Raw genomic sequence first — 24,775 nt, forward strand, 5'->3', positions numbered from 1 at the left:
GCGTAAATCGATCATCGTTGCCTGCTGGAAGCAAGCCGAGCTTTGGTGATGTCATGATTTACGTAATACTCAATAGTACCTCAGCACCTTAGTGAGTCTCGTGCGGCACGTCGAGGATCAGGATGATGGTCCAGTCGGCGTCGCCGTCATGGTGATACTGACGCTCGGCCACAATGAACGGCTGCTGTTTGCCGTCCGGGCCGAGAAATAGCACGTCGCCTTCCATGGGCAGGCACTCAACGGGCGGCAGCGCGAGATACGCGTCCTTGTCTTTTGTGTTGCGCGGCATCAGCTTTTCAATCTTGCGTGATGCTGCTTCGGTCCATTCGATATCCAGCTGGATGTTGCTCATACGATCCTCCGCACACGGGTGCGATTCAATTTATCGACGCGGAATGTAGCATACGCCGCGCCGGCGGGGGTATCGTTGCCGGCATCGTGGTCAGAAGTCGTCATTCACGAACAAAAGCCGGATACAACGCTTTGCGCGTCGTATCCGGCTTTTTTGTCGAACGGTCTGCCAAACAGCTAACGTTTGCGCGCCGTTGCGACGCGTACGCCCGATCGCTTATTCGGCCGTGCCTTTCTTCGAATGCTTCATGCCCGGCTTCTTATGATGCATGGTGTCCTTGTGCATCGGCATTTCGCTCTGCATGTTCGACTGGCGTGCCTGCAGGTCCTGCGCGCGCTGCTCGATATCGGAGATTTTGGCCGGATCGGTACTCATCGTGACGCCCTGATCGGATTGTGCGAATGCTGCGCTGGTCATTGCGCTCAGGGAAAACAAGACTGCCAGGGACACTTTCTTCATTGTTACCTCCATAGACTCGTTGAACCCGGGTTGGCCTGTCCCGATTAGCGAGACATTACACGCTGCGTAGCAAATACCGATCCTGCTCGCGAATCGTTACATGTAGTTACAGTGCCGTCACATTTCAGCAATAGCACTGCGGTTCGACTCTAACAGAGCTTCAGCCCGGCCAGTCGATTGACTGAGCCGGCGATAATACCGGCGAAGCGTTTTGGTTTCTAGTACTGAATTTTGAGATAACTGGCGGTGCTTCTGCATGATTTGTAACATCGAGATGATTCAATAGAGCCCCAGGCGTCGGTACACCCGAAAGCGCGCGAGGCCGACCAGTTCATGAAGCGCAGTTTCCGCATCGATGAAACCACACGAGCCGGGAAAGAAGGTGGCCCGAGGTTGTCGCACGTTGCTGGTGAACGCTTGCGTGTCGAGGCCGAAAGCATTGAAGGCCAGCAGTGACCGTTCCATATGATAAGCAGAGGTAACCAGTATCAGCGATCCGTCGGGTTCGGGCTGCACGATGCTGGCTACGTTGCGGGCGTTCTGGTACGTATTGAGGCTTTCGTTCTCGATCACGAGATCGGAGGCGCTCACGCCGCGGGCAAGCAGGAAGGGGGCGTAATTGTCGGCTTCGGCTTGTTCGTGATGCTGCGGATTACCGCCGCTTACGATTACGCGGCAAGCGCCGCCTGCGCGCCGGCAATCACGATACAGCTCGGCTGTGACAACAATACGTGTGAACGCATCGCGTTTTGGAACAAGATGTTTTTCGCTGTCGTAACGCGTGCCGCCACCCAGCAGGATAAAAGTCGTTCGCGATGCGAAATGCACGTCCTGCGGCGTCGACCTGGCTTCAAAGCCGCGCTGCGCAAGGTGCAGCAACGGCGCTGAAAGCCACCCCGCGCCCAGCGCCCAGAACAGCAAGACGCAAACAACCGCGACAGTGCGCCGGCGTTGTCGCCAAACTGCGAACAGTGCAAAGAAAAGCAGCAATAAAGTTATAAGAACCAATTTGGTTTGAGGTAACGTATAGGTTTTCGAGATAATCCGCTTCGTGGTCATCGCATTCGTGAGAATGCATCGCCGGATCTGCGGAACGCTTTGCGTAGTGCACGTTTAACGGGCGCTCGGAATTATAAGTAGCGGTAAGCAGAAATAAGCAGCACCTAGCGCAAGCGGCGGCTGCGAGTTCCGGTCAGGGGCCGCGAAGTCGGCATTTTGACTGGTTTCGGGGCGTGCCGCGTTTAGTCGGTGCCGCTGGCAGTCAGTTACTGCCATGTGGCGCCGTCACGGCTGCACTGGAAGACATAACGAGATGACCACGTATTCAAACGAAGCCGTACTCGAAGCGCTCCGGCGAGCTCAGTATCGTCAAGTTCCGTGGGCAAGACGCCCAAACGTTTTTAGCCATCTACGCGACCTGGGCCTGCTGGAACTGGTCCGGCAACGCACCGTAGCACCTGCTCCTGGTTTTCACGCTCCCGTGGACATTGCGGTGGTAACCGAGCGAGGCAAGCTCGAGTTCTCCCGGCTCGCACGAGACGAGCGCTCGATGGACTGGGATCTGCACCGCGCCGCGCCTTATTCTCCGGCCGTAATTCAGGAACCCTTGGCCGAAGCGCGCGCTTAAAGCGCTTCCATCCTCCGCGCTAAAACGGTCTTGCGCTTCGCAGTGCCCGAGTGCCGGGCAAACGGTTGCGGCGACTGTCGCTCCACTTTTGGGTCGAATGAGTGCTGCTCTAAAGTGGCGCGCTCATGACCGCGGCAAAATTCCGGCAAAAAAAAGCCCGTATCACAAGGATACGGGCGTACCGGATCTACTTCTGCCACGCTGTGCTCATGGCATAACGTCGGACTTGTGCGATACGGAAGGGTTCCCCATCGGCTAAATATGGCTTGAATTAGCGATATTCCGACGCTTTGGTGCGCGTCGACGCTGCTCAGCGCTTTGGCGGTCGATTACTACGCTCCGGTTCCGGCCGCGCTCGCGCGTTGCTCGCTATGTCGCCTCGCAAGTCTCCGCGCGGCGCCGTTTCGGTTATTGCACCACCACCACGCACTGGTTCCTTTTTCCAGGCCTGCAGACTGGGCTGCGTTTGCGCGCGCAGCGCGAAGTTGCCCGAGGGCGAACCGGCGTACACCGGAATTCCCGCGCCCAGCGATGAAACCACAATGCCGCACACCAGCAGTGACATTGGTTTCATGATGAAAACTCCCCTTCGGACCGATATCGGCCCGCTAGCCAGCTTCATAAGCTATGCCAGCGCACGAAAGGGTGCTGTAAATATTGGTAAAGAGTTGTTTCCTGATTTCCCGGCATGGACGGCAAGCAATGACCAAGCACGCGTTTAAGCTGCCGCAAAGACAAGGCGCGCAAAGACAAGGCATGCCATGCGCTCGCTTTCGGTCAACGAAAGGCGAGCGCTTGCCGGCAGATTTTTGACAGGCTAAAACGGTCTGCGAGCGCAGACCGGCGACCCGTCACTCGAGAAGAGACATCGAGTGCTGAGCCGGGATAAAGCGCAGGAAACCTGCGCGCGGGTGCTTCGCGTGAATCTGGTCCTACCGCGCTGGTCATACACAGCTCATCGTACAGCTCTGGTCACACCACGTGGGTCGTACCGCGACCGACCATACAGCCCGAACGTGCTACTTGCCGCGTTGTGCCAGCCTGTCAGGCCATCTTGACCGGAGCGCGCCACGATTCCGGATTCGTCCAGAATGCGCCACGCAAACGGTCGCGGCTCGGCGGTACGGGCGGTTTCGCAGCGGTGGAACCGATCCGGCCCCGCAGCGACACCTCACGACCATTATTGCCAAGACGTTTCACGATTTCGGCGAGCGTACCGTCCGCTTGCCATTCGTCGAACCGGCGGCGGCAGGTCGGCGGCGACGGGTAGCGGCCCGGCAGCTTCGACCACCCTTCACCCGTGGACAGGACCCACAACACGGCATTGACGACAGCGCGTGCTTCGACACGCGGACGGCCGCGCCGTTCGCTACGTGCCGGTTCTGCGCAAAACAAGGCCTCTACCAGCGCCCACTCGTTATCTCTTAAATCGTCGAACATCATGTTTCACCTCAGCGAAGCTAACCCCGGTGCGCTGCCCCGCGCCGCGCACTCTGGTCGGAATTCGAAGATCGAATCCAGGTAAGGTCGGAGCAGACATTGCGACGGACGATTTGCGTTTAAAACTGCAATGGCACCGACCCCTGCGCAACTTAATGCGAGAACCGTGCCATGCGTGTATCGATCGGTCGGAAAGCCTCGCGGCAGTAGGCTGGCGCGGTGCCAGCATGGGCCGTATGAGACGCTATAAGTGCAGTTAATGAAATCGGGACAATCACCAATCAAGTGCAACAAGCCCATCTGGCGTGCGCAAATGCATTTTTGCTGCACCGCAGCGCGAGTGATGAAACCGTTTTCCTGGCCCAGCGTTGATCTACAATTTGCATTGATAAGCCGGATTGATGAGGGGAAGGTATGGGCCGAGCGCTCAATGTGACGTTGCGGCAGCTTCGGGTGTTTATCGAAGTCGCCAAGCTGCAGAGTTTTAGCCGGGCCGGGGACGAAGTCGGCCTGACGCAGTCCGCGGTGAGCCGGTGCGTGAGGGAGCTCGAGGGGGAAATCGGCCTCAAGCTGGTCGACCGGACCACCCGCGAAGTGCAACTCACCGATGTAGGCGCCAATCTCGTGGGCAGCGTGTCGCGGCTGCTGTCGGACCTCGATGAAGCGCTCCGGGAAATCCGCGACCTCGGTCAGCAGCGACGGGGGCGGGTGATCGTGGCGGCCAGTCCGACGGTGGCGTGCCGCTTGATGCCGCTGGTCATTTCGGCCTGCGTCCGGGAATTTCCGTTGATTTCACTGGGCTTGCGCGACGATCTGCAAAGCGATGTGATCCGCAAGGTCAAGTCCGGCGAAGTCGATTTCGGCGTGGCGATCGGCCCGTACGCCAATGACGACCTGCATGGGGAAGTCGTGATGACCGACTCGTTCTGCGCGGTCGCGAGGCGGGACCACCCCCTTGCGGCGGCACAGGAGGTGCCATGGGCGGCATTGTCCGGCGAACGTCTGGTGATGCTGGATCACGCTTCCGGAAGCCGTCCGATTATCGATGCGGTGCTGCGCGAGCATCACGTTATCGCCGATGTGGTGCAGGAACTCGGCCATTCCGCCACCGTCTTCGGGCTGGTGGAGGCGGGCGTCGGCATCAGCGTGCTGCCGTGGCTGGCCCTGCCGTTGCCGGCGAACTCGTCGCTGGTGGCATTGCCGCTCGTGCCACGCGTGGAGCGAACTGTCGAACTGGTGCGCCGGCGCGACCGGTCGTTGTCGCCTGCGGCCGAGTCGGTGTGGGGGTTGGTTGCCGGATTGCCGAAGCGCGTCGAGGAACTGGCGTAGCGGGCTTCTCGATAGCGTTGGCGGCTATGTGGGAGGGCGGGCTTCGTTCGATCGTCGAGGATTTGCCCGATTCCACGCTTCGCGAAACCCGCGAAAGCGCGAGAACTGGCCTGATGGCTAACGCGTGTGCCGTACAGCGCTTTTCAGAAGGCGCCGCGTTAGACTTTCGCTTTCCATCGGCGGAGGCGGCAATGAGTGAGTCAGGAGGGGCGGTTATCTCGGAACTGGGTGCGCTGACCAGTGCGGCGGCCAATGCGCAGGAAGCGGGTGGACGTGCGCCGAATGCACGCGACGCGGTCCGTGCGTTACGCCCGTCCCAGATCCGTGAGGTTGCCAACGCGGGTTTCGGTGTCCCGGACGTCCTGCCTTTCTGGTTCGGTGAATCAGACCAGGTCACGCCGCAATTCATCCGCGACGCCGCCAGCCGCGCGCTCGCCGACGGTGCAACCTTCTATACCCATAACCTGGGTATCGCCGCGTTGCGAGAAGCGCTTGCGGATTACGTCGGCAAGCTGCATGGCGCTACCCGGCCTGCTGAAATTGCCGTGACCAGCGCCGGAGTCAACGCGCTGATGCTCGCGACGCAACTGGTCGCAGGCGCGGGCGACCGTGTGGTGGCGGTCACGCCGCTGTGGCCGAACCTTGTGGAAATCCCGAAGATTCTTGGCGCGACGGTGGAAACGGTTACGTTGACGTATGGCCCCGACGGCTGGACGCTCGATCTCGAACGTTTGCTTGCGGCGCTCACCCCGGGTACACGCATGCTGATGATCAATTCGCCGAACAACCCGACCGGCTGGGTCATGACGCGCGAGCAGCAACAGGCAGTGCTCGACCGGTGCCGGCAGTTGGGCATCTGGCTGGTCGCTGATGAAGTCTACGAGCGCCTCTATTACGGCGATGACGCCGCGGTCGCTCCTTCTTTCCTTGACCTGGCGACCCGCGACGAACGGGTGATCGCGGTGAATTCGTTCTCGAAGGCCTGGCTGATGACGGGCTGGCGGCTGGGCTGGATCGTCGCGCCCGAGCGTCTGATGGAGGATCTCGGCAAGCTGGTCGAGTACAACACGTCGTGTGCGCCTTCGTTTGTCCAGATGGCCGGTGTCGCCGCGGTGAAGGACGGTGGGCAGTTTACGCAAGAGCTGGTCGCCGGCCTGCGCGCCAGCCGCGATTACCTCGTGGCGGCGTTGCAGCGCATTCCGGGTATCGACGTGCGGGCGCCCGCGGGTTCCATGTACCTGTTCTTCAGGCTTCCGGGCGCGGACCGCAGTCTTGAACTGTGCAAGGCGCTTGTGCGCGAGAGTGCGCTCGGACTGGCTCCCGGCAGCGCATTCGGGCCGGAAGGAGAGGGTTTTGTGCGCTGGTGCTACGCATGCGATACCGCTCGCCTGGACGCCGGGGTGGCACGCCTGCGGGCGTTCATGGAAGCGCACCCGGTTTCGTAAGGGCTGCGGGCTGTCGGGGCGCAAGGGACGGATTGCCGGGAGCCGGGCGCGGGGTTTCGGCTCGCAGGGCCGCCAGACGGGATTGCCGACGTGACCGCCAGACGTGAGTCGGGCAGCTACCCAATGTTTCACCTTTACGCACCGTTTGTTTTTGCGTAATATGCGTCCAGTCACGCGCTTCCGCCTTGGAAAGTGCTACTTCGTCCGGCTGGGAAAAGCTCGGCGATCAGGATCTGATCCCGTATTTTGCCTCCCCCCGGTGCGTGCTCCCAATCAATATGACCGATCAGAAATCGGGCGAGCGCGTCGTCAGTATCCTCGTCCACGATTTTCCAGTCTGAGCGTTGCGAATGGTTCGAGTAGTCGGCGTCATTCGATTCGGCCTGACTTGACCGGTTCATAGACCATACAGGGTCCTATCTAGCTGCATGAATACCCAAGAGGCGAAGATCGTCCTCGAGACTGCCTTGATCTGCGCGCAGGAGCCGCTGAAACTCGCCGAGTTGCGCAAGCTTTTCGCCGACGACATCTCGGCAGACACGGTTCGCACCTTGCTCGACGCCCTGAAGCAGGATTGGTCGGGACGCGGCGTGGAACTCGTGGCGCTGGCGTCCGGATGGCGGTTTCAGAGCAAACCTGCAATGCGGGCCTATCTCGATCGGCTACACCCGGAAAAGCCGCCCAAATATTCGCGAGCTGTTCTTGAAACGCTTGCGATCATTGGTTACCGGCAGCCTGTGACGCGTGGAGACATCGAAGAAATTCGCGGTGTCACGGTGAACACGCAGGTCGTGAAGCAACTGGAAGACCGCGGTTGGATCGAGGTCATCGGTCATCGCGACGTGCCGGGCCGCCCGGCGCTTTATGCCACCACCAAGCAGTTCCTGGATGACCTGGGCTTGAGCGCACTGGACGAGTTGCCTGCTCTCGACAACCCGTCGGCGCAACTGGAAGCGTCGTTGCTCGCGCAACATGCAATCGATTTTCCCGGTGACGACGCGGCGGCAATAGGCGCGGTGCTGGTGCAAGGGTTGGAATCGAAGGGCGAACCCGCTTTGTCGCTGGACGCTCCGGACGCGGGCAATTCGCCGTCACCCGAGCATTTGTCCGGCGCTGACCCGGTCACGACAGCAATGGGTACGGCTGAAAACGAGGCGGGCGACGAGCACGGTGCTGTCGAGCCGGGAACGCCGGATGCTGCGGCGAGTACGACTATGCATGAAGCAGGTGAGTCACCCCGTTCGCAGGAACCCGTGGCGGCCGAAGCAGTCGACCCGGAAGGCGAAGCGTTTTTGCGTTCACGGGCCGGTGCTGACGAGCCTGTGAATGAGGAGAACGACGGCGCGCAAACGAACGCACCGGCGCAATTTGAATCGCATGAACCGCAACAAGCGGTGCCGCTGACCAGCCCGGAACCGCTCGAAGCGGCTGCGGGTGTCAGCCGGGACCCAGTACAAGCAACGCCCGGCGACGCGCTCAAGCGTCGCGAGGCGGCGCCGGATGCCGGCGCATTGACGAGCGACGCAGCGCAACACGCATTACCGCGCGCCGCAGATGAATCCGATGGCGCTGACACCGCGCATGCATCGGATGCATCGAACCCATTCGACGCATCCGATGCGCCGGACGAATCAAGCGAAACCGACGAATTCAACGCACCGGACGACCAGACTGCGCGCCGCGCCTGAGGCCTGTTTGCCCGAACCTTCATTCGGCTGCTAATCACCATCGGCCGGATTTTTTGACGCGCCTGCGACGGGCGCGCGACCCGACACAATTGAGGTTGTTTTGACACATTCCCACGACAGCGATTCGCCCGAATCCGAGCGCCCCGTTCGTGCCGATGAAGCACATGGCCAGGCCGACGCAGGCGAACGCACACGCAACGACGAACCCGCGGACGGCGAAGAACGTCCGCGTCGCGGTTTGCGGCGCGGGCCTCGCAGCCTGATTGCCCGCCGTCGCGCCGTCGCCAAGACGAAGGGCGCCGACGGTGCACCATCGGTGGCACCGGGTGGCGTGATTGCTGAAGCTCCCCCGGATGGCGTGGTTGCTGCGCAGGTGCGGATGCCGCGCAAGGATGCGGGCTCGCGTGGGCCGCGCAACGGCGCGGGAAGTGGCGACGGTGCACGGACCGGGGCGGCTGGCAAGCCCCGCGGTCCGCGTGAAGCGTCGGCCGAGGGAACTCGCGAAGGCCAGCCGCCGCGCGAAGGCGGCCGTCGCCCGGCGCGGCAGGCTCAACCCGGACAGGCTCAAAAGCGCGGTCGCCGCGATGACGCGGCAGCACCGGCAATGCCGGCTTCGGCAACCGCCGCAGGAGGCGCTGAGGACGACGTTTTTGCCTATGTGACATCGCCGGCATTCGACGCCGACAACACCACGGGCGGCGTGCGCGCTCCCATGTTGCGGCGCGGTCGCAGCGCTCCCCAAAAACGCGTGCTCGAAGCGGACGACGACACGCCGAAGCTTCACAAAGTGCTCGCCGAGGCGGGAATGGGTTCGCGCCGCGACATGGAAGAGCTGATCGTGGCCGGCCGGGTATCGGTGAATGGCGAGCCGGCGCATATCGGCCAGCGCATCATGCCGACCGACCAGGTCCGCATCAACGGCAAGCCTGTGAAGCGCAAGCTCGCCAGCAAGCCGCCGCGCATCCTCCTGTATCACAAGCCGACCGGCGAGATCGTCAGTCACGCCGACCCGGAAGGCCGTCCTTCTGTCTTCGACAACCTCCCGCCAATGAAAACAGCCAAGTGGCTCGCGGTCGGGCGGCTCGACTTCAACACAGAAGGTCTTTTGCTGCTGACAACGTCCGGCGATCTGGCCAACCGGTTCATGCATCCGCGTTACAGCGTCGAGCGTGAATATGCGGTGCGGGTGGTGGGTGAATTGTCGGAAGGCATGCGTCAGAAGTTGCTGCATGGCGTGGAGCTGGAAGACGGCCCGGCCAATTTCCTTCGTATCCGCGACGGCGGCGGCGAAGGCACGAATCATTGGTATCACGTGGCGCTGGCTGAAGGCCGGAACCGCGAAGTGCGCCGCATGTTCGAAGCAGCCGGCCTGATGGTGAGCCGGCTGATCCGTACGCGCCACGGCCCGATCGCGTTGCCCAAGGGGCTCAAGCGCGGTCGCTGGGAAGAACTCGAAGACAACGAAGTGCGTGGTCTCCTGGCATCGGTCGGACTGAAAGCACCGGCCGAAGAACGGGGCGCACGCAGCGCTGCACCGCGCATTCAGCCTGATCCGCTGCAAACGTCGATGGGCATCATCACCCGTGAACCCGTGCTCAGTTCGCATGGCCGATTCGCCCAGACGCCGACACGCGGTGGCCCTGGAGGCGCGGGCGGCCGGCGCGGCGCACCGGGCGGTTTCGGCGGCGGCTCCTCCAGTGGTGGTGGTTATGCGGGCAATGGCGGCGGGGGCTACGGCGCGCGCGGCAGCAATGGCGGCCGGGAAGCCAACGGCAACCGTGCGGGCGGCGAAGCGAACGGTAACCGCGCGATTCCACGTCCAGGCGGCTCGGCCGGCGGCCCACGCGGCAGTCGTCCGCCCGGTTCGCCTGCCATGGGTGGTGGCAATGGGGCAGGCGGACGCTCGGCAAACGCGGGCGGCAAACGTCCCGGACAGGGTGGCCGTCAAGGCCCGGCTGGCACCGGTGCGCAAGGTAATGGCGGCAACGCGGGCGGCGCGGGCCGCGGCGGCGCACGCCCGGCGCCGCGCAACCGGACACGCGGACGCTAAGAGTCAGATTTCGCGCCCGGCACAAACCTCAGAAATTTCTACGGCGCGGCATGTGACTTGAACAACGGACAAGGGGCAGGCGGGCAATCGGATCGCCCGCTCACTTCTCACTTGTCCGTGAAATTCAGCTTGATCAGTTTTAGCCCGGGGAAGTCCGACAAAACGGTGATGAATGGCTTCGATTTGCCTTGTAAATGGCCGCCAAATGGCTATATACAGGGCGCATTGGTTGCGTTTATCCCGAAAAATGGCTAAAATCACAAAGTCGCTGGGCATGGTGTTTTGTTTCGCCGCCCGGATGTGATCTCGGTACAGAAGGATGGGCGTTGCGCCCATTTTTTTTTGGCCGTTCGGTTCAGCATCTTGGGGCAACGAAAGTGCGCCGGCTCAAGGCGCGGTCCGCAGGTGTTCGGCGTGGAGCGCGCGAACATCTTGGAGTCTTTCACTGTGCAACTGACGGAAATCATCGAAACCACGGTCTCGGGCCTGGGCTACGAACTTGTCGATATCGAGCGCGCGGGGGGCGGTTTGCTGCGTATCTCCATCGACCAGCCCGCCGGCATCGCGATCGAAGACTGTGAGAAGGTCACACGTCAGCTTCAGTATCTGTTCGAAGTGGAGAATATCGATTACTCACGGCTGGAAGTCGGGTCGCCGGGTCTCGATCGTCCGCTGAAGAAATTGGCGGATTTCGAACGCTTCGCAGGCAGCGAAGTCACTATCACATTGAAGAAGCCGCTGGACGGGCGCAAGTCGTACCGTGGCATCCTGCATGCCCCGGATGGCGAGTCGATTGGTTTGGAATTCGAAGGGAAGGACGGCGGCGCTGCGATGCTCGATTTCACGCTCGCAGACCTCGATAAAGCACGTCTCGTCCCCAAAGTTGACTTTAGGAGCCGCAAACAATGAGTCGCGAAGTTTTGATGCTGGCGGATGCGCTGGCGCGCGAGAAGAACGTCAACAAGGACGTGGTGTACGCAGCGCTCGAAGCAGCGCTTGCTTCGGCAACGAAGAAGCTGTTCGAGGAAGACGTGGACATCCGCGTGGCAATCGACCGGGAAAGCGGCGAGCACGAAACTTTCCGTCGCTGGAAAGTGGTGCCGGACGAAGCCGGCCTGCAGGAGCCCGATCAGGAAATCCTGCTGTTCGAAGCGAAGGAAGAAAAGCCCGACGCACAGGTCGACGACTATATCGAGCAACCCATTCCGTCCATCGAGTTCGGCCGGATTGGCGCGCAGGCTGCCAAGCAGGTGATTCTTCAGAAGGTTCGCGACGCTGAGCGCGAGCAGATCCTGAACGACTTCCTGGAACGCGGCGAAAAGATCATGACCGGCGCGGTCAAGCGTCTGGACAAGGGTAATTTCATCGTCGAATCGGGCCGTGTGGAAGCGCTGTTGCGCCGCGACCAGTTGATTCCGAAGGAAAACCTGCGGGTCGGCGACCGGGTTCGCGCCTACATTGCGAAGGTTGACCGCACGGCACGTGGTCCGCAGATCGAACTCTCGCGCACGGCGCCCGAGTTCCTGATGAAGCTGTTTGAAATGGAAGTGCCGGAAATCGAGCAGGGCCTGCTCGAAATCAAGGCGGCCGCGCGCGATCCTGGCGTGCGTGCGAAAATCGGGGTGATTGCTTACGACAAGCGCATCGACCCTATTGGTACTTGCGTCGGGATTCGCGGTTCGCGGGTTCAGGCGGTGAGAAATGAGCTCGGTGGCGAGAACGTCGACATCGTGCTATGGTCAGAGGACCCCGCCCAGTTCGTGATCGGCGCGCTCGCGCCGGCTGCCGTACAGTCGATCGTCGTCGATGAAGAGAAACATTCGATGGACGTCGTTGTTGACGAGAACGAACTCGCGGTTGCCATTGGCCGTAGCGGCCAGAACGTGCGTCTTGCCAGCGAATTGACTGGCTGGCAAATCAACATCATGACGCCGGACGAGTCCGCGCTGAAGCAAAACGAAGAGCGTGGCACGTTGCGCAGCCTGTTCATGGCGCGACTCGACGTTGATGAAGAAGTGGCTGACATTCTCATCGACGAAGGCTTTACCAGCCTTGAAGAGATTGCGTATGTGCCGCTCAACGAAATGCTCGAAATCGAAGCCTTCGACGAAGACACCGTTCACGAGTTGCGTAATCGCTCCCGTGACGCGCTTCTGACGCTGGCGATCGCGAATGAAGAAAAGGTCGAGGGTGTGGCGCTCGACCTGAAGAGTCTCGAAGGTATGACCGATGAGTTGTACGCGAAGCTCGAAGAACACCAGATCCGGACGCGCGACGACCTCGCCGAGCTGGCTGTGGATGAACTGGTCGAGATGACCAGTATTGAAGAGGATGCCGCTAAGGCGTTGATCATGAAAGCACGTGAACACTGGTTCCAGTGAGAAATGACCATGGCGCACTGACATATCGCGGCCGTTAGGCCGCATGACCCGATCAAACAGCAGGGAATTTGTCCTTGCATCAAGAGGAATGAATGGCGAGTAACAACGTAGCCCAATTTGCCGCGGAACTCAAAATGCCTGCGGGCGTCCTGCTCGAGCAGTTGCAGGCGGCTGGCGTCACGAAAGCGAGCGAGGATGACGATTTGTCCGAGACGGACAAGTCGCGCCTGCTCGAACACTTGCGCAAGTCGCACGGTTCCGCCGATGCTGACAAACGCAAGATCACTTTGACCCGCCGGCATACGTCGGAAATCAAACAATCCGACTCTACGGGTAAAGCTCGCACCATTCAGGTCGAGGTCCGCAAGAAGCGCGTGTTCGTGCAGCGCGATCAGAGCGGTGTTGAACAGGTCGTTGAAGGTGCGAACCACGTCGAAGAAGACGAAGTGGACGAAGCCGAATTGCAGCGTCGCGACGAAGAGGCGCGCCACGCCGCCGAATTGCTCGAGAAAGAAGCGCTGGAGTTGAAGGAACGCCAGGAACGCTTCGAACGCGAAGAGGCGGAACGGGTTGCGCGTGAAGCGGCTGCTGAAGCCGAGCGCCGCCGGGCCGAGGAAGAAGAGGCCAAGCGTGCTGCCGCTCAGGCGGAAGCCGCGGAAATCTCGCGTGCTGCATCGTCGGCGCGTCAGGAAGCCCGTGCGGAATCGAAGGCGGAACACACCGCCGATGAACCGGTAAAGGTCGAAGCTGCCGCACCGCAGGTCGATGAGAAGGCGGCTGCTGAGCGTGCCGCTCAACGCGAAGCCGCGAAGAAGGCGGAAGACGCCGCGCGCGCTGCGACCGAAAAGGCGCGGGCCGAGCACGACCAGATCGCGAAACGCCGTGCTGCAGCTGAAGCTGAAGCGCGCGCTATTCGCGAGATGATGAATACGCCGCGCAAGGCCCAACAGGCGAAACCGCCTGAGCCGTCGCCGGCCGTCGTGGCTGCTGCAGTTGCGACAGCGGCCGCCGCCGCGAAGGTGGCGGAAGGCGCGAAGGCTGCAGAAGCCAAGGGTACGCTGCACAAACCGGCACGCCCGGAAGGTTCGGCTCCGGCACGTCCGGCAGTGGCGAAAAAGCCGGCTGCAGGCGCACCGGCGGCTACCACGCCGTCGTTGGGACCGGACAAGAAGAAGGCCGGTGGCAAGAGCAGCTGGCAGGACGATGCAGCCAAGCGTCGCGGCATCAAGACGCGTGGCGACACCAGCGGCGGTGTGGATCGCGGCTGGCGCGGCGGCCCGAAGGGTCGTGGCAAGCATCAGGACCAGACCAACTTCCAGGCGCCGACGGAACCGGTGGTGCGGGAAGTGCACGTGCCGGAAACCGTGTCGGTGGCGGACCTGGCGCACAAGATGTCGGTGAAGGCTTCGGAAGTCATCAAGGTAATGATGAAGCTGGGCCAGATGGTCACGATCAACCAGGTGCTGGACCAGGAAACGGCGATGATTGTCGTCGAAGAACTGGGTCACAGCGCGGTTGCGGCCAAGCTGGACGATCCGGAAGCCATGCTGGTCGAAGGCGAGACGCAGGAAGAAGTGGGCGAACGCCTGCCGCGTCCGCCGGTGGTCACGGTCATGGGTCACGTCGACCACGGCAAGACCTCGCTGCTCGATTACATTCGCCGCGCGAAGGTCGCCTCGGGTGAAGCGGGCGGGATTACGCAGCACATTGGCGCCTATCACGTGGAAACGCCGCGCGGCGTGATTACGTTCCTGGACACGCCGGGTCACGAGGCCTTTACGGCCATGCGCGCTCGCGGTGCAAAGGCAACGGACATCGTGATCCTGGTGGTCGCAGCCGATGACGGCGTGATGCCGCAAACGAAGGAAGCCATCGCTCACGCGAAGGCGGGTGGCGTGCCTATCGTCGTGGCGATCAACAAGATCGACAAGCCGGATGCGAATTCGGAACGCGTGAAGCAGGAACTCGTGGCTGAAGGCGTCGTGCCGGAAGAATACGGTGGCGATTCCCCGTTCGTGGAAGTGTCGGCGAAGACGGGTTTTGGTATCGAAAGCCTGCTGGAAAACGTCTCGCTGCAAGCTGAAGTGATGGAGTTGAAGGCGCCGATCGAGGCTCCGGCCAAGGGTCTCGTGATTGAAGCGAAGCTCGACAAGGGCAAGGGCCCGGTTGCGACCATCCTGGTGCAGTCGGGTACGTTGAATCGCGGTGACATCGTGCTGGCGGGTACGGCTTTTGGTCGCGTCCGGGCCATGCTCGACGAAACCGGCAAGCCGATCAAGTCGGCAGGTCCGTCGATCCCGGTCGAGATTCAAGGTCTGTCGGAAGTGCCGGGCGCCGGCGAAGAAGTCATGGTCCTGCCGGACGAACGCAAGGCGCGCGAAATCGCCTTGTTCCGTCAAGGCAAGTTCCGCGACGTCAAGCTGGCGAAGCAGCAGGCAGCGAAGCTAGAAAACATGCTCGAGTCCATGACGGAAGGCAACGTGCAGAACCTGCCGTTGATCGTCAAGGCCGACGTGCAAGGTTCGCAGGAAGCGCTGGTGCAGTCGCTGGTCAAACTGTCGACCAACGAAGTGCGCGTGCAGATCGTGCACAGCGCGGTCGGCGCGATCAGCGAGTCGGACGTCAACCTGGCAACGGCATCAAAGGCGGTCATCATCGGCTTCAACACGCGGGCCGACGCTCAGGCGCGCAAGGTCGCGGAGTCGAACGGTATCGACATTCGCTACTACAACATCATCTATGACGCTGTAGATGAAGTGAAAGCGGCCATGTCGGGCATGCTGGCGCCGGAGAAGCGCGAAGTGGTCACGGGTATGGTGGAAGTGCGCCAGATCATCCGTGTGCCGAAGATCGGCGCGATCGCGGGTTGTATGGTCACCGACGGCTTCGTCAAGCGGAACTCGATGGTGCGCGTGCTGCGCAACAACGTGGTCGTTCACACGGGCGAGATCGATTCGCTCAAGCGCTTCAAGGACGACGTGAAGGAAGTACGTCAGGGCTTCGAGTGCGGTATGTCGCTGAAGAATTACAACGACATGGTGGAAGGCGATCAGTTCGAGATCTTCGAAGTGACCGAAGTCGCGCGTACGCTTTAAAAGATTCGCCGCTGGACTCGAGGGCGGAGGGGGCTTCACGCCCGCTCCGCCCTTTTTATTTGCCTGAGTGAGCGCCCTTGAGCGCCCCCATGAGTCCGGCGCATACACATTTATGGAAACATCATGGCCAAGAAACGTACTTCACTCAATCGCAATGTGCAGATCGCGGATCAGATCCAGCGCGATCTCGCAGAACTGGTGCGCGATGTCAAAGATCCGCGCATCGGCATGGTGACGTTTCAGAGCGTCGAACTGACGCCTGATTACGCTCATGCAAAGGTGTATTTCACGACGCTGACCGGCGATCCGAAGGAAACGGAGGCCGGGCTGAATCACGCAGCAGGGCATTTGCATAACCTGCTGTTCAAGCGCCTGCATATCCATACCGTGCCGACGCTGCATTTCCACTACGACCAGACTGTGGTGCGGGCGGTGGAAATGTCGAAGCTGATCGATGAAGCGAATTCCACGCGCGCGCTGGATGACGAAGAAGATGACGCGGACAAAGACGATGCGGACAAAACCGACGACGAGAAGGGCGCCTGACCGATGAACGGTTCTACCCGCCCGAAGATCCCGCGTCGTGTGCTGGATGGCGTGTTGCTGCTCGACAAGCCACTCGGACTATCGAGTAACGACGCGCTGATTCGTGCCAAGAAAATCTATCTGGCGAAGAAGGCTGGGCATACCGGCACGCTCGATCCGCTCGCAACGGGTCTGCTGCCGTTGTGTTTTGGTGAAGCGACCAAGTTTTCGCAGGATTTGCTTGAAGCCGATAAAACCTATGAAGCGACCATGCGTCTCGGCGTGCGCACGACGACTGGGGATGCCGAAGGCGAAGCAGTGCAAACACGTGACGTAAGCTGCGACGAAGCGGCCATCAGGGACGCGATGGCTCACTTTCTCGGCGAGATCGCGCAGGTTCCGCCGATGTATTCTGCACTCAAGCGCGACGGCAAACCGTTGTACGAGTACGCTCGGGCCGGGCAGACGGTGGAGCGCGAAGCGCGCAACGTGACCATTCATGCACTTGATCTGATTGCGTGTGCGTTGCCGGACGTGACGTTTCGCGTGACGTGCAGCAAGGGGACGTACGTGCGGACGCTTGCTGAGGATATCGGCGAGAAGCTGGGGTGTGGCGCGCATCTGGTTGGGCTGCGCCGCACGGGCGTTGGCGCGTTGACGCTAGAGCATGCGGTCACACTCGACACGCTTGCAGAAGCCACGCAAGACACGCGGGACAGCTGGCTGCAACCGGTGGATGCATTGCTGTCCACTTTCCCGGCGGTTCACCTCGACGCCGATGCCACGCGTCGTTTTGCGCAAGGCCAGCGGCTGAAGCTATCGGAGATTGCGGATGCACCGGCTGAGGCCGACCGCGTGCGTGTCTATGCACTCGATGGCGATCGTCTGCTCGGCGTGGCGCGAGCGGGCGAGGGTGTGTTGGCGCCGGAGCGGCTGGTGGTATCGGCGGCTTGAAGATGGACCGTTGAAAAAAAACGCCACGAAAATTTTTCGTGGCGTTTTTTTTATTGTGTATCGAACCAGCGTCAATGCGCTGCCGAAGCCGCGGCCGCGGAATCTCCGCCGCCGGATCGCTCTGGTTTCGTGATCCAGATCAGCGCAATCAGCGCGACGAATATCCCTGCCGAGATATAGAACAGGTCGTTTACGCCCAACTGCGCGGCCTGCTGCGTGGCCATGCTATTGAACAGACCGTACCCCTGCGACTGGCTGAAGCCGGCCGCACCGAACTGCTGCATGGACGCCGTGAAGTTCGGGTTGTACAAGTTGGCCTGCTCCACCAGTTGCGCATGATGAATATTCGACCGATGGTCCCACGCGGTCGAAAAAATCGATGTGCCAATCCCGCCGCACATGATCCGCACGAAGTTCGACAATCCCGAAGCCGCCGGAATCCGGTTTCCCGGCAATCCGGACAGCGTGATGGACACGAGCGGGATGAAAAATCCAGCCATGCCGATACCCTGGATCAAGGTGGGCATCATCAGCGAGAAGGTATCCACGCCCGTGGTGTAGCGCGAGCGCATCCAGAACACGAGCGCGAATACGAGGAATGCGGCGGTTGCGATCTTGCGAGGATCGACGCGTGGCAGGAACTTGCCCACCACCGGCGAGAGCACGACCGCAAACAGGCCGACCGGCGCGAGCACCAGGCCGGCGTCGGTAGCGGTGTAGCCAATGTCGGTCTGCAACCACAACGGCAGCAGCACGAGATTGCCGAAGTACAGCCCATAACCGATCGCAAGCGCGATCGTCCCGCCCGTGAAATTGCGCAGCTTGAAGAGTGACAGGTCGACAACCGGATGTTCCGCCGTCAGCTCCCACACGATGAAAAACGCCAGCGCGATCACGGCAATCAAGGTCAACACCACAATGGTGGTGGAGTTGAACCAGTCGAGATCCTTGCCCTTGTCGAGCATGATCTGCAGCGATCCGACCCATAGCACGAGCAGCCCCAGGCCCACGGTATCAATAGGCGCCTTGCGGATCACCGAATCACGGTCGCGGAAGATCACGAACGTGGCGACAGCCGCGACGATACCCACCGGTATGTTGACGTAGAAAATCCACGGCCAGGAGATGTTGTCCGAGATCCAGCCGCCGAGTATTGGGCCGGCGACCGGCGCGATCAGCGTGGTCATCGACCACATGGAGAGCGCCATGGGCGCCTTCGCCCTGGGATAACTCGCGAGCAGCAAGGTCTGCGAGAGCGGGATCATGGGGCCGGCGACCGCACCCTGCAACACGCGTGCGGCGAGCAGGAAGGGCAGGGTCGGCGCGAGCCCGCACAACCACGAAGCGAGCACGAACAATACGATTGACGTCATGAACAGGCGCACCTGTCCGAAGCGCTGCGTGAGCCAGCCGGTCAGCGGCACCGAGATTGCATTGGCGACCGCGAATGACGTGATCACCCACGTGCCCTGATCCGACGATACCCCGAGGTCGCCGGAGATCGACGGAATGGACACGTTGGCAATCGACGTGTCGAGCACGTTCATGAACACCGCGAGCGACACCGCGATCGTACCGATCACGAGTTTCGCGCCCTCTAGCGGTGGATGAACGGCGTTTGGTTGAGACATATGACGGTTCCGGAATACTTGTGCGAGCGCTTACATCAGCTTGGCGAGATCTTGCTTCGTCGCCGGCTGCACGTTGTCCTTCGACGTCTTCTGCGTGCCGCCGGTACCCGGACCCGAACTGCCTTCGTTCGCTTCGATAATGCGAGCGATCTCGGCGTCGGCCTGATCGCCGTACTTGGCGAACACGTCGGTCTGGTACACGGTGTTGGGTGCCGCGCCGAGCTGGCCGCCGTTCTCGGACTTGATCGTCACGTCCACGTTCATCGACAAACCGATGCGCAGCGGATGTTTCTCAAGTTCCTGCGGGTCGAGTCCGATCCGCACCGGCAAACGCTGCACGACCTTGATCCAGTTGCCGGTTGCGTTTTGCGCCGGCAGCAGCGAGAACGCCGAGCCCGTGCCGGCCGAGAAGCCGATCACCTTGCCGTGGAACACCACGCCGGAGCCGTACACGTCGGCCGTCAATTCGACCGGCTGGCCAATACGCATATGCGTGAGCTGCACTTCCTTGAAGTTGGCATCGACCCATACGCCGTTCAGCGGCACGATCGCCATCAACGGATTACCCGGCGAGACGCGCTGGCCGACCTGCACCGAACGCTTCGCGACATAACCCGTCACCGGCGCCGGCATGGTGTTGCGTGCGTAGTTGATGTACGAATCGCGGACCTTCGCGGCAGCGGCGAGCACGTTTGGATGACTCGCGATAGTCGTATTCGCGGTGAGCGAACGGTTCGCCTGGAGCTCTTGTTGCGCGGCGTTGAGCGACGCCTGCGCGGCACGCACGGCGTCGCGGGCATGCGAAATTTCTTCGCCCGAGACCGCGCCCGTCTGCGCAATCGTCATGCGGCGGCGCAAGTCGTCCTGCGCACGCGAGAGATCCGACTGACGCAGCGCGACTTGCGCGGCGTACTGGTCGTCGTTGACGAACAGCGTGCGGACCTGGCGCACCGTCTGCGCGAGATTCGCTTCGGCCTGATCGAGCGCGACCTTGGAGTCGGCGGGATCGAGTACGACCAGCGGATCGCCCATCTTCACGGTTTGCGTGTCGTCGGCGTTCACCGAGATTACCGTGCCGACCACTTGCGGCGTGATCTGCACGATATTGCCGTTCACGTACGCGTCATCCGTGCTTTCGTGGAAACGCGCGATCAGGAAGTAGTACAGCCCGTAAGCAATAGCAGCGATGATCACGACCAGCACGATCAGGCTCATCAACACCCGGCGTTTGGTGTTGTTGGTTTTGGGCGCCGGCGCGGCTGCGGCGTTTTGTTGAGGGTCGCTCATGAATAGCTCCGTATGCTCTGTCTTGGATTGCTGCTAGTCGATTCAGTTTGCTGTCTTGGACGCAGCCGACGCGGTCTGCGACGGTGCGCTCTTCGACGTTTGCCCGTCGATGGCCAGGTTTGTGTCCGCGGCGTCAAATCCTCCGCCCAGCGCCTTGATGAGCCCGAGTTGCAGGTCACGGCGCTTCATGCGCAGATTCGTCACGGTCTGCTCGTTCGCCAGCCGGTTCTGATCGGCGGTGAGCACTTGCAGTTGCTGCGACAAACCAGCCTTGTAGCGAATCACGGCGAGCTGATACGCGTGCGTCGAGGCGTCGAGGGCGCGCGCGGCGTCGCTGGTTTGCTGATCCACCGAACGAATCGATGCGATCTGCGTGGCCACGTCGTTCAGCGCATTGATCAGGGTCTGGTTGTAGTTGGCCACGTCCAGATCAAAGTCCGCGTAACGGCCTTTCAACTGTGCGCGTAATGCGCCGGCGTCGAAGATCGGCAGGTGAATGGCGGGTCCCGCCTGGAACTGACGGCTCGTAAAGTTGAGAAAGCGGCTCCACCCGAACGCGTCGAATCCTGCCGCCGCCGACAAATTGATGTCGGGGAAGAACTCTGCCTTCGCTTCCTTGATGTCCGATGTCGCTGCCTCCACCTGCCAGCGGGCCGCGACAATATCCGGACGGCGCGAGATCAGATCCGCCGGCACGTTGTCCGGCAGCGTGACCTCGATCTTCGAATTGAGCACCGGGGTGGCGATCTTCAAGCCCCGATCCGGGCCTTGGCCGAGCAAAGCGCCCAACTGATATCGCGTGGTCGTGATCTGGCCGTCGAGTTCGGACAGGTTCGTCTGGCTAGTCGCAATATTGCCTTCGGCGGTGCGGCTTTCCACGTTCGTGTCGAGCCCCGCCAGCACGCGGCCGTTCGTGATCCGCCCGATGTCCAGCCGGTTTGCGATCTCGCGCTGGGCCACGTCACGCAGTGCGTAGAGCAGGGCGAGCTGGTTATAGGTCTGCGCAACGGACGCGGCCAGCGTTATGCGCGCCTGCTGCATGTCGGCCTCGGCGGCTTTCTGCTGCGACACAGCCTGATCCAGCCGTGCGCGGTTCTTGCCCCACAGGTCGAGATCCCACGACGCGCTGACGAGCGCATTGTTTTCGCTATACCACGACCCGCCGAACGGAGGCGGGTAGAGCGCATTGCCGGAGTAAAGTTCGCGCGTCCATGAATACGAGCCGTTCACCTTCGGGTAAAGACTGGAGCGGGAGGACTCGATATAGGACGACGCCTTCGCGATGCGCGCCTGTGCCTGCGCAATCGACGGATTACCGGCCAGCGCTTCGTCGATCAATTGCGGCAATTGCGGATCGCCGAACTGCTTGGCCCAGTCAAGCGATGGCCATTGGCCGCCTTGCGATGGCAGGCTTTGCGTGGCTTGCAGCGCATCGCTTTGGGGCTGGGCAATCTGCTTGTCGCTTTTGATGCCGGCGTAGTTCGCGCAACCTGCCAGCGCGAACGCCGCCACGGCGACAGCCACGGCGCTGCGCGCAGCGACGGGCGCGGAAGCGGACGAATAAAAGAGTTTCATCGCTCGGCTCTTTGATAGGGTGTGTAAAGATGGACGCTGCAACTAATTTCTTTCGTTTCCGTTACGATATCAGGCGCGTAAGAGGAACGTACTGTCATCCCGCGGGCATCATTCAGCGGCGCGCGACGGGTCATCAATAGGAGGGTTTGGAAGCGGATTTTTCCTGCATGCCAAGCATTGCCGCAGACATGGGGTCGCCCGAATTCAACAGGATTCGACGCAGCATGCTTTTCAGGAAGCCTACTTCCTCTGGCGTAAATCCGCAGAGCAGCTTGTCGAGCACCTTCGTAAAAATGGCGGGGATCTGTCCGGCAAGCGCGCGGCCTTCTTCGGTCAGCGCCAGTCGAACGACCCGCCGGTCTTCCTCGCTGCGCAAGCGCGTAATGAGTCCGCGCTTTTCCAGCCGGTCGATCAGGCGCGTGACGGCGCTCGCGTCGATCCCGTATTCGCGGGCGAGATCCGCTGCGGCGAGGCTCCGGCCGCTCGCCAGCATGAACATGATGCTGGCTTGCGTGCTGGTGATGCCGAGATCGGCCATGGTGAGCTGCGTGACGTTGTTCCACAAAGTCGAGCGGACACGGCTAAGCAGGTAACCCACGCTTTCGCTGAGTTCGTAGTTCGCGATTTCGGGAACCGGCTGGGGGGTGTCGCTCATGGATTCTCGTGCGCTTGCAATAATTGACTATGCAAGATTATAGGGTCAGGTAGTTGACGCGGCAAGGACTTTAAGAATCCCCTTAATTCGTCTGGGGCTATCGCCGGTGTTGTTATTTTGAGATTCGTTTGAGGCTCGCCGAGTCCCGAAGGCAGGCGTTGACGGCGTTTTTAGTCTGTCTTGAAATTGGCAGGCGGTTCCGGGTTATGTCCTATTGCACGATGGGGAGGAAGAGGACACGCCGGCGTGTTACACTCTCGGGTTCCCATCGCGCCGAGTGCGGGGGGCGTGGACGTTTCTTTTTGAGTTGACCTTTTGCGTCAACTTTCTGAGTTGACCCCGCGGCCTGCTGCTTGCACCCACCCACGGCGCTCAACTGTATGTAAAAGCTCCTCAGCCTCCTATGACTCGCGCCCTCCGCAATATCGCCATCATCGCCCACGTCGACCACGGCAAGACTACGCTCGTCGACCAATTGCTCCGCCAGACGGCCACGTTCCGAGAGAACCAGCAAGTGGTCGAGCGCGTGATGGACTCGAACGACATCGAAAAGGAACGTGGCATTACGATCCTTTCGAAGAACTGCGCGGTCGAGTACGAAGGCACGCACATCAACATCGTGGACACCCCGGGACACGCCGACTTCGGCGGTGAAGTGGAGCGCGTGCTGTCAATGGTCGACTCCGTGCTGCTGCTGGTGGACGCGGTTGAAGGCCCGATGCCGCAAACGCGCTTCGTGACGAAGAAGGCGCTGGCGCTGGGACTGAAGCCTATTGTGGTGATCAACAAGGTCGACCGGCCGGGCGCGCGGATCGACTGGGTGATCAACCAGACTTTCGACCTGTTCGACAAGCTGGGCGCCACCGAAGAACAACTCGATTTCCCGATCGTCTATGCATCGGGCCTGAACGGTTATGCCGGCCTGAACCCGGACGTGCGCGAAGGCGACATGCGTCCGCTGTTCGACGCCGTGCTGGAACACGTTCCGGTTCGCCCGGCTGATCCGGAAGCGCCGCTGCAGTTGCAGATCACGTCGCTCGACTTTTCGTCGTATGTTGGCCGTATCGGTATTGGCCGGATCACGCGTGGCCGTATCAAGCCGGGCATGGCTGTCGCCGTGCGTACGGGTCCTGACGGCGCAATCCTGAACCGCAAGATCAATCAGGTTCTGTCATTCAAGGGCCTGGAGCGCGTGCAGGTCGAAGAAGCCGAAGCTGGCGACATCGTGCTGATCAACGGCATTGAAGAAATTGGCATTGGCGTGACCATTTGCGCGATCGACACGCCGGAAGCGCTGCCGATGATCACCGTGGACGAACCCACGCTGACCATGAACTTCCTGGTGAATTCGTCGCCGCTGGCTGGCCGCGAAGGCAAGTTCGTCACGAGCCGCCAGATCCGCGACCGCCTGTTCAAGGAACTGAACCACAACGTGGCGTTGCGCGTGAATGAAACGGGCGACGAAACCACGTTCGAAGTCATGGGCCGCGGCGAACTGCACCTGACCATTCTTGTGGAAAACATGCGCCGTGAAGGTTACGAACTCGCCGTGTCGCGTCCGCGCGTGGTGATGACGGAAGTCGACGGCGTGAAGCACGAGCCGTACGAAAACCTGACCGTCGACATGGAAGATGCCAACCAGGGCGGCGTGATGGAAGAGCTGGGTCGCCGCAAGGGCGAAATGCTCGACATGGCGTCAGATGGCCGTGGCCGTACGCGTCTCGAGTATCGTATTTCAGCGCGTGGCCTGATCGGTTTCCAGTCGGAATTCCTGACGCTAACGCGCGGCACGGGTCTGATGAGCCACACGTTTGATTCGTATCAGCCGGTGAAGGAAGGCGGTGTTGGCGAACGTCGTAACGGCGTGCTGATTTCGCAGGACGACGGCGCCGCAGTCGCATACGCATTGTGGAAGCTGCAGGACCGTGGCCGCATGTTCGTGTCGCCGGGCGACGCACTGTATGAAGGCATGATCATCGGCATTCACAGCCGTGACAACGACCTGGTCGTGAACCCGATCAAGGGCAAGCAGTTGACCAACGTGCGTTCGTCGGGAACGGATGAAGCGGTGCGCCTCGTGCCGCCAATCCAGATGTCGCTGGAATACGCAGTTGAATTTATCGACGACGACGAACTGGTCGAAGTTACGCCGCAATCCATCCGTCTGCGTAAGCGTTACCTGAAGGAACACGAGCGTCGTAGCGCCAGCCGTAAGGGCGCAGTGGACTAACTTCACGCGAGTGCGCGTGTCTGGAAAAGCCGCCTTCGGGCGGCTTTTTTAT

21 protein-coding genes are annotated in these 24,775 nt (G+C 61.2%); 11 read left to right on the forward strand and 10 right to left on the reverse strand.

What is annotated here, in order from left to right; translation table 11 throughout:
- Positions 1-88: 88 nt before the first annotated feature.
- The 3 genes from AWB69_RS17795 to AWB69_RS17805 form a co-directional block, all read right to left on the reverse strand.
- The gene (locus AWB69_RS17795) at positions 89-352 is read right to left on the reverse strand and encodes a hypothetical protein (RefSeq protein WP_062087069.1); all 264 of its coding nucleotides are present in this window, start codon (positions 350-352) and stop codon (positions 89-91) included.
- Between the two features lie 216 nt (positions 353-568).
- Positions 569-811, reverse strand: coding sequence for a hypothetical protein (locus AWB69_RS17800; RefSeq protein WP_062087071.1), 243 nt, complete (start codon positions 809-811; stop codon positions 569-571).
- A 279-nt stretch (positions 812-1,090) separates the two neighbouring features.
- Positions 1,091-1,732: a YdcF family protein gene (locus tag AWB69_RS17805; RefSeq protein ID WP_331712679.1), complete on the reverse strand. Its 642-nt coding sequence runs from the start codon at positions 1,730-1,732 to the stop codon at positions 1,091-1,093.
- A gap of 391 nt (positions 1,733-2,123) precedes the next feature.
- On the opposite strand from AWB69_RS17805, the gene AWB69_RS49450 reads away from it, so the two are divergent.
- Positions 2,124-2,438: a hypothetical protein gene (locus AWB69_RS49450; protein WP_062087073.1), complete on the forward strand. Its 315-nt coding sequence runs from the start codon at positions 2,124-2,126 to the stop codon at positions 2,436-2,438.
- Positions 2,439-2,748: 310 nt separating this feature from the next.
- On the opposite strand, the gene AWB69_RS17815 is transcribed toward AWB69_RS49450, so the two are convergent.
- Together AWB69_RS17815 and AWB69_RS17820 are read right to left on the reverse strand one after the other, a co-directional pair.
- A complete protein-coding gene (locus tag AWB69_RS17815; RefSeq protein ID WP_062087075.1) occupies positions 2,749-3,012 on the reverse strand; it encodes a hypothetical protein in 264 nt (87 codons plus the stop codon).
- Between the two features lie 470 nt (positions 3,013-3,482).
- The gene (locus AWB69_RS17820) at positions 3,483-3,881 is read right to left on the reverse strand and encodes a transposase (RefSeq protein WP_047898056.1); all 399 of its coding nucleotides are present in this window, start codon (positions 3,879-3,881) and stop codon (positions 3,483-3,485) included.
- A 411-nt stretch (positions 3,882-4,292) separates the two neighbouring features.
- On the opposite strand from AWB69_RS17820, the gene AWB69_RS17825 reads away from it, so the two are divergent.
- From AWB69_RS17825 to rluB, 4 genes are all read left to right on the forward strand, one after another.
- The gene (locus AWB69_RS17825; RefSeq protein WP_062087077.1) at positions 4,293-5,207 is read left to right on the forward strand and encodes a LysR family transcriptional regulator; all 915 of its coding nucleotides are present in this window, start codon (positions 4,293-4,295) and stop codon (positions 5,205-5,207) included.
- A 191-nt stretch (positions 5,208-5,398) separates the two neighbouring features.
- Positions 5,399-6,652, forward strand: coding sequence for a pyridoxal phosphate-dependent aminotransferase (locus AWB69_RS17830; protein ID WP_062087214.1), 1,254 nt, complete (start codon positions 5,399-5,401; stop codon positions 6,650-6,652).
- Positions 6,653-7,080: 428 nt separating this feature from the next.
- Positions 7,081-8,340 carry an SMC-Scp complex subunit ScpB gene (gene scpB, locus AWB69_RS49455; RefSeq protein ID WP_082913457.1) on the forward strand — a complete coding sequence of 420 codons (1,260 nt, stop codon included), beginning with the start codon at positions 7,081-7,083 and terminating at the stop codon, positions 8,338-8,340.
- Between the two features lie 100 nt (positions 8,341-8,440).
- Complete coding sequence (rluB, locus tag AWB69_RS17845; protein ID WP_062087079.1) at positions 8,441-10,390, forward strand: 23S rRNA pseudouridine(2605) synthase RluB; 1,950 nt, start codon at positions 8,441-8,443, stop codon at positions 10,388-10,390.
- Positions 10,391-10,393: 3 nt separating this feature from the next.
- Here the strand turns inward: rluB and AWB69_RS47765 are convergent, their stop codons facing one another.
- Positions 10,394-10,762, reverse strand: coding sequence for a hypothetical protein (locus AWB69_RS47765; RefSeq protein WP_156528886.1), 369 nt, complete (start codon positions 10,760-10,762; stop codon positions 10,394-10,396).
- Between the two features lie 75 nt (positions 10,763-10,837).
- Between AWB69_RS47765 and rimP the strand changes: the two genes are divergently transcribed.
- From rimP to truB, 5 genes are all read left to right on the forward strand, one after another.
- Positions 10,838-11,299, forward strand: a complete 462-nt coding sequence (gene rimP, locus AWB69_RS17850) for a ribosome maturation factor RimP (RefSeq protein WP_047898052.1) — start codon at positions 10,838-10,840, stop codon at positions 11,297-11,299.
- Positions 11,296-12,771 (forward strand): transcription termination factor NusA, encoded by a 1,476-nt coding sequence (gene nusA, locus AWB69_RS17855; protein WP_062087081.1) that lies wholly within the window; start codon positions 11,296-11,298, stop codon positions 12,769-12,771. The genes rimP and nusA overlap by 4 nt, the downstream gene beginning before the upstream one ends.
- A 92-nt stretch (positions 12,772-12,863) precedes the next feature.
- Entirely contained in the window at positions 12,864-15,866 is a 3,003-nt protein-coding gene (gene infB, locus AWB69_RS17860; protein WP_062087083.1) for a translation initiation factor IF-2, read from the forward strand.
- Between the two features lie 123 nt (positions 15,867-15,989).
- Positions 15,990-16,412: a 30S ribosome-binding factor RbfA gene (gene rbfA / locus AWB69_RS17865; RefSeq protein WP_062087085.1), complete on the forward strand. Its 423-nt coding sequence runs from the start codon at positions 15,990-15,992 to the stop codon at positions 16,410-16,412.
- A 3-nt stretch (positions 16,413-16,415) separates the two neighbouring features.
- Complete coding sequence (gene truB / locus AWB69_RS17870) at positions 16,416-17,345, forward strand: tRNA pseudouridine(55) synthase TruB (protein ID WP_062087087.1); 930 nt, start codon at positions 16,416-16,418, stop codon at positions 17,343-17,345.
- A 71-nt stretch (positions 17,346-17,416) separates the two neighbouring features.
- Here the strand turns inward: truB and AWB69_RS17875 are convergent, their stop codons facing one another.
- The 4 genes from AWB69_RS17875 to AWB69_RS17890 form a co-directional block, all read right to left on the reverse strand.
- Positions 17,417-18,976, reverse strand: coding sequence for a DHA2 family efflux MFS transporter permease subunit (locus AWB69_RS17875; protein ID WP_062087089.1), 1,560 nt, complete (start codon positions 18,974-18,976; stop codon positions 17,417-17,419).
- A 30-nt stretch (positions 18,977-19,006) separates the two neighbouring features.
- The gene (locus tag AWB69_RS17880) at positions 19,007-20,263 is read right to left on the reverse strand and encodes an HlyD family secretion protein (RefSeq protein WP_062087091.1); all 1,257 of its coding nucleotides are present in this window, start codon (positions 20,261-20,263) and stop codon (positions 19,007-19,009) included.
- Positions 20,264-20,305: 42 nt separating this feature from the next.
- A complete protein-coding gene (locus AWB69_RS17885; protein ID WP_062087093.1) occupies positions 20,306-21,838 on the reverse strand; it encodes an efflux transporter outer membrane subunit in 1,533 nt (510 codons plus the stop codon).
- 133 nt (positions 21,839-21,971) lie between these two features.
- Positions 21,972-22,493, reverse strand: coding sequence for a MarR family winged helix-turn-helix transcriptional regulator (locus tag AWB69_RS17890; protein WP_062087094.1), 522 nt, complete (start codon positions 22,491-22,493; stop codon positions 21,972-21,974).
- Positions 22,494-22,896: 403 nt separating this feature from the next.
- Between AWB69_RS17890 and typA the strand changes: the two genes are divergently transcribed.
- Positions 22,897-24,723, forward strand: coding sequence for a translational GTPase TypA (gene typA, locus AWB69_RS17895; protein ID WP_062087096.1), 1,827 nt, complete (start codon positions 22,897-22,899; stop codon positions 24,721-24,723).
- The last annotated feature ends 52 nt before the right edge of the window (positions 24,724-24,775 follow it).

Source organism: Caballeronia udeis (assembly GCF_001544555.2).
Taxonomy (GTDB): domain Bacteria; phylum Pseudomonadota; class Gammaproteobacteria; order Burkholderiales; family Burkholderiaceae; genus Caballeronia; species Caballeronia udeis.

Excerpts from the sequence above, each read along its gene's own strand:
- AWB69_RS17795 (WP_062087069.1), bottom strand. The coding sequence starts at position 352 with ATGAGCAACATCCAGCTGGATATCGAATGGACCGAAGCAGCATCACGC.
- AWB69_RS17800 (WP_062087071.1), bottom strand. The coding sequence starts at position 811 with ATGAAGAAAGTGTCCCTGGCAGTCTTGTTTTCCCTGAGCGCAATGACC.
- AWB69_RS49450 (WP_062087073.1), top strand. The coding sequence starts at position 2,124 with ATGACCACGTATTCAAACGAAGCCGTACTCGAAGCGCTCCGGCGAGCT.
- AWB69_RS17815 (WP_062087075.1), bottom strand. The coding sequence starts at position 3,012 with ATGAAACCAATGTCACTGCTGGTGTGCGGCATTGTGGTTTCATCGCTG.
- AWB69_RS17820 (WP_047898056.1), bottom strand. The coding sequence starts at position 3,881 with ATGATGTTCGACGATTTAAGAGATAACGAGTGGGCGCTGGTAGAGGCC.
- AWB69_RS17825 (WP_062087077.1), top strand. The coding sequence starts at position 4,293 with ATGGGCCGAGCGCTCAATGTGACGTTGCGGCAGCTTCGGGTGTTTATC.
- AWB69_RS17830 (WP_062087214.1), top strand. The coding sequence starts at position 5,399 with ATGAGTGAGTCAGGAGGGGCGGTTATCTCGGAACTGGGTGCGCTGACC.
- scpB (WP_082913457.1), top strand. The coding sequence starts at position 7,081 with ATGAATACCCAAGAGGCGAAGATCGTCCTCGAGACTGCCTTGATCTGC.
- nusA (WP_062087081.1), top strand. The coding sequence starts at position 11,296 with ATGAGTCGCGAAGTTTTGATGCTGGCGGATGCGCTGGCGCGCGAGAAG.
- infB (WP_062087083.1), top strand. The coding sequence starts at position 12,864 with ATGGCGAGTAACAACGTAGCCCAATTTGCCGCGGAACTCAAAATGCCT.
- rbfA (WP_062087085.1), top strand. The coding sequence starts at position 15,990 with ATGGCCAAGAAACGTACTTCACTCAATCGCAATGTGCAGATCGCGGAT.
- truB (WP_062087087.1), top strand. The coding sequence starts at position 16,416 with ATGAACGGTTCTACCCGCCCGAAGATCCCGCGTCGTGTGCTGGATGGC.
- AWB69_RS17875 (WP_062087089.1), bottom strand. The coding sequence starts at position 18,976 with ATGTCTCAACCAAACGCCGTTCATCCACCGCTAGAGGGCGCGAAACTC.
- AWB69_RS17880 (WP_062087091.1), bottom strand. The coding sequence starts at position 20,263 with ATGAGCGACCCTCAACAAAACGCCGCAGCCGCGCCGGCGCCCAAAACC.
- AWB69_RS17885 (WP_062087093.1), bottom strand. The coding sequence starts at position 21,838 with ATGAAACTCTTTTATTCGTCCGCTTCCGCGCCCGTCGCTGCGCGCAGC.
- AWB69_RS17890 (WP_062087094.1), bottom strand. The coding sequence starts at position 22,493 with ATGAGCGACACCCCCCAGCCGGTTCCCGAAATCGCGAACTACGAACTC.
- typA (WP_062087096.1), top strand. The coding sequence starts at position 22,897 with ATGACTCGCGCCCTCCGCAATATCGCCATCATCGCCCACGTCGACCAC.